5 protein-coding genes are annotated in these 5673 nt (G+C 73.1%); 2 read left to right on the top strand and 3 right to left on the bottom strand.

Annotated elements, in window-relative coordinates; all coding sequences use genetic code 11:
* Positions 1-11 precede the first annotated feature (11 nt).
* Positions 12-719 (top strand): PH domain-containing protein, encoded by a 708-nt coding sequence (locus P1P75_RS39095; protein ID WP_319264347.1) that lies wholly within the window; start codon positions 12-14, stop codon positions 717-719.
* 111 nt (positions 720-830) lie between these two features.
* Here the strand turns inward: P1P75_RS39095 and P1P75_RS39090 are convergent, their stop codons facing one another.
* From P1P75_RS39090 to P1P75_RS39080, 3 genes are all read right to left on the bottom strand, one after another.
* Complete coding sequence (locus P1P75_RS39090; protein ID WP_319264345.1) at positions 831-2462, bottom strand: phospho-sugar mutase; 1632 nt, start codon at positions 2460-2462, stop codon at positions 831-833.
* 187 nt (positions 2463-2649) lie between these two features.
* Entirely contained in the window at positions 2650-3474 is an 825-nt protein-coding gene (locus P1P75_RS39085; protein ID WP_319264343.1) for a purine-nucleoside phosphorylase, read from the bottom strand.
* A 101-nt stretch (positions 3475-3575) separates the two neighbouring features.
* Complete coding sequence (locus P1P75_RS39080; protein ID WP_319264341.1) at positions 3576-4013, bottom strand: gamma-glutamylcyclotransferase; 438 nt, start codon at positions 4011-4013, stop codon at positions 3576-3578.
* Between the two features lie 116 nt (positions 4014-4129).
* Here P1P75_RS39080 and P1P75_RS39075 point away from each other — a divergent pair, with 116 nt between their 5' ends.
* Positions 4130-5578 carry an NAD(P)H-quinone dehydrogenase gene (locus tag P1P75_RS39075; RefSeq protein ID WP_319264339.1) on the top strand — a complete coding sequence of 483 codons (1449 nt, stop codon included), beginning with the start codon at positions 4130-4132 and terminating at the stop codon, positions 5576-5578.
* Positions 5579-5673 lie beyond the last annotated feature (95 nt).

Below are 5673 nucleotides of genomic sequence, written 5' to 3'. Positions count from 1 at the left end.
GAATCGGGGGTATGACGAGTTCGGATGAGCAGGGGTCGGTGCCGGGGGGCGGGATCAGGGACCGGGTGTACCGGTCGCCCGCGGGGATGGCCGGTGGCGTGCTGCTGCTCGCCCTGATCGGCTGGCTCGGGGGCGACGCGATCGTCGCCGGGGACGGGCGGACGCCGTGGCTGGCGCTCGCCACGCTGATCCTGCTGGTGCCGCTGGTCCTCGCCTTCACGCTGCGGCCGGCCGTGTTCGCCGATGACGACCGGATGCGGGTGCGCAATCCGTTCCGGGTGATCGTGCTGCCCTGGGGGCAGGTCGCCTCGCTGCGGTCGGGCTACTCCAACGAGGTCGTCGCCGAGTCCGGGCAGAAGTTCCAGCTCTGGTCCATCCCGGTCTCGCTGCGGGCGCGCAAGAAGGCCGCCCGGCAGCAGGACCGGGTCGCCGCGGACCAGGCCGCCGAGCGTGAGGGGCGTCCGCGGCGCAGGCGGGGCGGCTTCATGGGGCCGGCCGGTTTCGGGGGCGGGCTGTCCTCGCAGGTGGGCCCGGACGTCGCCGAGGGGCCCGCGCGCGCCGAGGGCGACAAGGCCATGGACGAGCTGCGGAACCTGTGGGAGGCGCGCCACGAGGAGGCCTCCGCACAGGGCGAGGTGACCGTGCGCTGGGCCTGGGAGATCATGGCGCCGGCCGCCGTGGGCGCCCTGCTGCTGGCCATTCTGGTGGCCGTGGGGTGACTTCGCGGGCTCGGCGGGCTTCGCGGGCGTGACGGGCGGGAGCCAGGAGCCAGTGCCTGGAGGGGCCGGTGTGGGGGTGCCGCCGACCGGCGGCGCCCCCACACCCACGGCTCAGATGCCGGCCGCCGCCGACAGGTCCCGCTTCACGGCCGCGAGCAGCTCCGCCGCGCGGGCGTGCGCCGCCGGGAGACCGTCGGGCGAGCCGACCGGCACCACGACCTCCAGGTAGCACTTCAGCTTCGGCTCGGTACCGCTCGGCCGTACGACCACCCGGGCGCCGTCGAGCGTGTAGCGCAGCCCGTCGGTGGGCGGCAGCCTGTCCGTGCCCTTGGACAGGTCCTCGGCGCGGATGATCGCCAGCCCGGCCAGCTCGGTCGGGGGCCGCTCGCGCAGCCGCTCCATCGCACGGGCGATGACCGTCAGGTCCTCCACCCGCACCGACAGCTGGTCGGTGGCGTGCAGCCCGTGCTCGACGGCGAGGTCGTCGAGCAGATCGAGCAGCGTGCGGCCCCGCTCCTTCAGCTCGGACGCCAGCTCGGTGACGAGGAGGGCGGCGGTGATGCCGTCCTTGTCGCGCACCCCCTGCGGGTCGACGCAGTAGCCGAGGGCCTCCTCGTAGCCGTAGCGCAGGCCGTCGACGCGGGCGATCCACTTGAAGCCGGTCAGGGTCTCCTCGTACGGCAGCCCGGCCTTCTCGGCGATCCGGCCGAGGAGGGAGGACGAGACGATCGACTCGGCGAACGTGCCGCGCGCTCCACGGCTCACCAAATGGGCGGCGAGCAGGGAGCCCACCTCGTCGCCGCGCAGCATCCGCCACCGCTCGCCGTCCCGGACGGCCACCGCGCACCGGTCGGCGTCCGGGTCGTTGGCGATGACCAGGTCGGGGTCCGTCTCGCGGGCCTTCGCGAACGCGAGGTCCATCGCGCCGGGCTCCTCCGGGTTGGGGAACGCGACCGTCGGGAACTCCGGATCGGGCTCGGCCTGCTCGGCGACCAGCACCGGCTCGGGGAACCCGGCGCGGGCGAAGGCGGCCAGCAGCACGTCCTTGCCGACGCCGTGCATCGCCGTGTAGACGGTGCGCGCGGTGCGGGGGGAGCCGGCCGACAGGACCGCGTCCGTACGGGCCAGGTAGGCGTCGAGGACCGAGTCGTCCAGGACCTCCCAGCCGCCGTCCGGGCGCGGTACGTCGTTCAGGGAGCGGATCGCGTCGATCTCGGCGGCGATCTCCGCGTCGGCGGGCGGCACGATCTGCGAACCGTCGCCCAGATAGACCTTGTAGCCGTTGTCGCGGGGCGGGTTGTGGCTGGCCGTGACCTCGACGCCGGCCACCGCGCCCAGATGCCTTATGGCGTACGCCAGGACGGGCGTCGGCAGCGGGCGGGGCAGGACGGCCGCGCGCAGGCCCGCGCCCGTCATCACGGCGGCCGTGTCGCGGGCGAACGCCTCCGACTTGTGGCGGGCGTCGTAGCCGATGACGACCAGGCCGTCGCCGTTGCCCTGGCCGCGCAGGTACGCGGCGAGGCCGGCGGCGGCGCGGATGACGACGGCGCGGTTCATGCGCATGGGGCCCGCGCCGAGCTCGCCCCGCAGGCCGGCGGTGCCGAACTGGAGCGTGCCGGCGAAGCGGGCGGCGAGTCCGGTGACGTCCCCGGCGTCGAGGAGGGCGGCGAGTTCGTCGCGGGTCTCCGGGTCGGGGTCCTCGGCGAGCCAGGTGCGGGCGCGAGCGATCAGGTCGTCGTGCACGGGTGGTCAACCTCTCGAGTCGTACGTGGGTGTGTCGCGCCCCCGCCGCCCCTTCCCGTCCCGAACCCGAGGGCTTGCGCCCCCAGACCCCCCTGTCGGCCCTGAACGGGCCTCGTCCTCGAACTCCCCCAAAGGGGGGTGCCCGGACGGGCTGGGCACAGGCCCCGGGGTCCGGGGGCTGTGGTCCCTACAGGCGGGACAGGACCTGGGTGAGGAGGGCGCCCATGCGGGTCGCGGAGTCGCGGCCGGCCTGGAGGACCTCCTCGTGGTTCAGCGGCTCGCCGGTCATCCCCGCCGCGAGGTTCGTCACGAGCGAGAGGCCCAGCACCTCGGCGCCGGCCTCCCGCGCCGCGATGGCCTCCAGCACGGTCGACATGCCGACCAGGTCCGCGCCGATCACGCGGGCCATGCGGATCTCCGCGGGCGTCTCGTAGTGCGGGCCGGGGAACTGGGCGTAGACGCCCTCCTCCAGCGTGGAGTCGATCTCCTTGCACAGCGCGCGCAGCCGCGGCGAGTACAGGTCGGTCAGGTCGACGAAGTTCGCGCCGACGATCGGGGAGGTCGCCGTGAGGTTGATGTGGTCGCTGATCAGCACCGGCTGACCGGGCCGCATGCCTTCGCGAAGCCCTCCGCAGCCGTTGGTCAGCACGATCGTCTTGCTGCCGGCCGCCACCGCCGTACGGACGCCGTGGGCGACCGCGGCCACCCCGCGGCCCTCGTAGTAGTGCGTGCGGCCGAGGAACACCAGGGCGCGCTTCTCGCCGATCCGGTACGAGCGGATCGTGCCGCCGTGGCCCTCGACGGCCGGCGGCGGGAAGCCGGGCAGCTCGGTGACCGGGAACTCGGCGTCGGGGACGCCCAGGGCGTCCGCGGCCGGTGCCCAGCCGGAGCCCATCACGAGGGCCACGTCATGGGTCTCGGCGCCCGTCAGTTCGCTCAGGCGCGCGGCTGCGGCGTCGGCGGCGGCGTGGGGGTCGCCCTGGATGTCGTCCGGGAGAAGAGATGCGTTCACGCGATGAGGGTAGCCGGTCCGGGCCTACGCGCGTAGATGACAGAGCCCACGGGATGACGATCGTTGTCTTGTCGTTTCCGACGAAGAAGGGGACGAGGCGCTCAGCAGGGGCGCTTGCGCAGCTCCATCACGTAGTCGTGCGGCGCCCCCGCGGACTCCGCCGCGTCGGCGACCTCGCCCAGGTAGCGGGCGGAGGGCAGGCCGCCCTCGTAGCCGTCGAGGACGTACACCCAGCTCTGTTCCTCGCCGTCCAGGGTGTGCACCCGCACCCGCATCCGGCGGTAGATGCCGAGGCCCACGCCCTCCCACCGGTCCAGCGACTCCTCGTCCGGCGGCGCCAGGTCGTACAGCGCGACGAAGACCTGGGAGAGGGGGTCCTCCACGATCGTCGCGAGCGCGCCCTCCCAGCCCAGTTGCTCGCCCCCGAACGTCAGCCGCCACCCGTTGAGCCAGCCGGTGGCGCGCAACGGCGAGTGCGGAGCGCGGCGGGACATCAGCCGCGCGTCGAGGTTGCCGGCGTAGGCGGCGTAGAGCGACATGCGACGAGACTACGGCAGCCGGTGCGCACGTCACCGCTGTCTTCCGGGGTCCCGGGGACCACGGGCGTACCGCCGCTCGGCCCCCGGGGAAGTAGCACCTCGGTTCGTGCGGGAGAATGGAGTACGTGACTCGGATCGTGATCATCGGTGGCGGACCCGGCGGATACGAGGCGGCCCTGGTGGCCGCCCAGCTCGGCGCGGAGGTGACCGTCGTCGACTGCGACGGTCTGGGCGGGGCGTCGGTGCTGACCGACTGCGTGCCGTCGAAGACCCTGATCGCCACGGCGGAGGTGATGACCACCTTCGACTCGTCCTACGAGGAACTGGGCATCATCGTCGCCGACGACACCCCGCCGATGGAGCGGGCGGCCCGGGTGGTCGGCGTGGACCTCGACAAGGTCAACCGGCGCGTCAAGCGGCTCGCCCTCGCCCAGTCCCACGACATCACCGCCTCCGTCACCCGGGCCGGCGCCCGCGTCCTGCGCGGGCGCGCCCGGCTCAACGGCATGCAGGCCCTCGACGGCTCCCGCCAGGTCGTCGTCACCGCTGCTGGGGGCACCGAGGAGACCCTCACCGCCGACGCCGTCCTCCTCGCCACCGGCGGTCACCCCCGTGAACTGCCCGACGCCCAGCCCGACGGCGAGCGCATCTTCAACTGGACCCAGGTCTACGACCTGCGCGAACTGCCCGAGGAACTCATCGTGGTCGGCTCCGGTGTCACCGGCGCCGAGTTCGCCGGTGCCTACCAGGCCCTCGGCTCCAAGGTCACCCTCGTCTCCTCCCGCGACCGCGTGCTGCCCGGCGAGGACCCGGACGCCGCCGCCGTCCTGGAGGACGTCTTCCGCCGCCGCGGCATGAACGTGATGGCCCGCTCCCGCGCCCAGTCCGCCAAGCGTGTCGGCGACCGCGTCGAGGTCACCCTCGCCGACGGCCGGGTCATCACCGGCTCGCACTGCCTGATGGCCGTCGGCGCCATCCCCAACAGCGCGGGCCTCGGCCTGGAGGAGGCGGGCGTCAAGGTCCGCGAGTCCGGTCACATCTGGACCGACCGGGTCTCCCGCACCACCGCCCCCGGCGTGTACGCGGCCGGTGACGTGACCGGCGTCTTCGCCCTCGCCTCCGTCGCCGCCATGCAGGGCCGTATCGCCATGTACCACTTCCTCGGCGACGCGGTGGCCCCGCTCAACCTGAAGACCGTCTCCTCCAACGTCTTCACCGACCCCGAGATCGCCACCGTCGGCTACTCGCAGGCCGATGTCGACGGCGGCAAGATCGACGCCCGCGTGGTGAAACTGCCGCTGCTGCGCAACCCGCGCGCCAAGATGCAGGGCATCCGCGACGGTTTCGTCAAGATCTTCTGCCGGCCGGGTACGGAGATCGTCGTCGGCGGTGTCGTCGTGGCGCCGCGCGCCTCGGAGCTGATCCACCCCATCTCGATCGCCGTCGACAACAATCTGACGGTCGAACAGATCGCGAAGGCCTTCACGGTGTACCCGTCTCTTTCGGGCTCGATCGCGGAAGTGGCACGGCAGTTGCACACCCGCAAGACGGGCGGGGACGTCTAGGTTCTGTCCGGCGGATCACTGTCGGAGCCAGAGTCGGATCGCCGCGGTGGTGACGGTGCCGTGGAAGACGTAGGCCCTCTTGTCGTAACGGGTGG

It is taken from the genome of Streptomyces sp. ID05-39B (genome assembly GCF_033794725.1).
Lineage (GTDB): Bacteria > Actinomycetota > Actinomycetes > Streptomycetales > Streptomycetaceae > Streptomyces > Streptomyces bobili.
This window is presented reverse-complemented; position numbering and strand designations above follow the sequence as displayed.

Excerpts from the sequence above, each read along its gene's own strand:
- P1P75_RS39080 (WP_319264341.1), bottom strand. The coding sequence starts at position 4,013 with ATGTCGCTCTACGCCGCCTACGCCGGCAACCTCGACGCGCGGCTGATG.
- P1P75_RS39075 (WP_319264339.1), top strand. The coding sequence starts at position 4,130 with ATGGAGTACGTGACTCGGATCGTGATCATCGGTGGCGGACCCGGCGGA.
- P1P75_RS39095 (WP_319264347.1), top strand. The coding sequence starts at position 12 with ATGACGAGTTCGGATGAGCAGGGGTCGGTGCCGGGGGGCGGGATCAGG.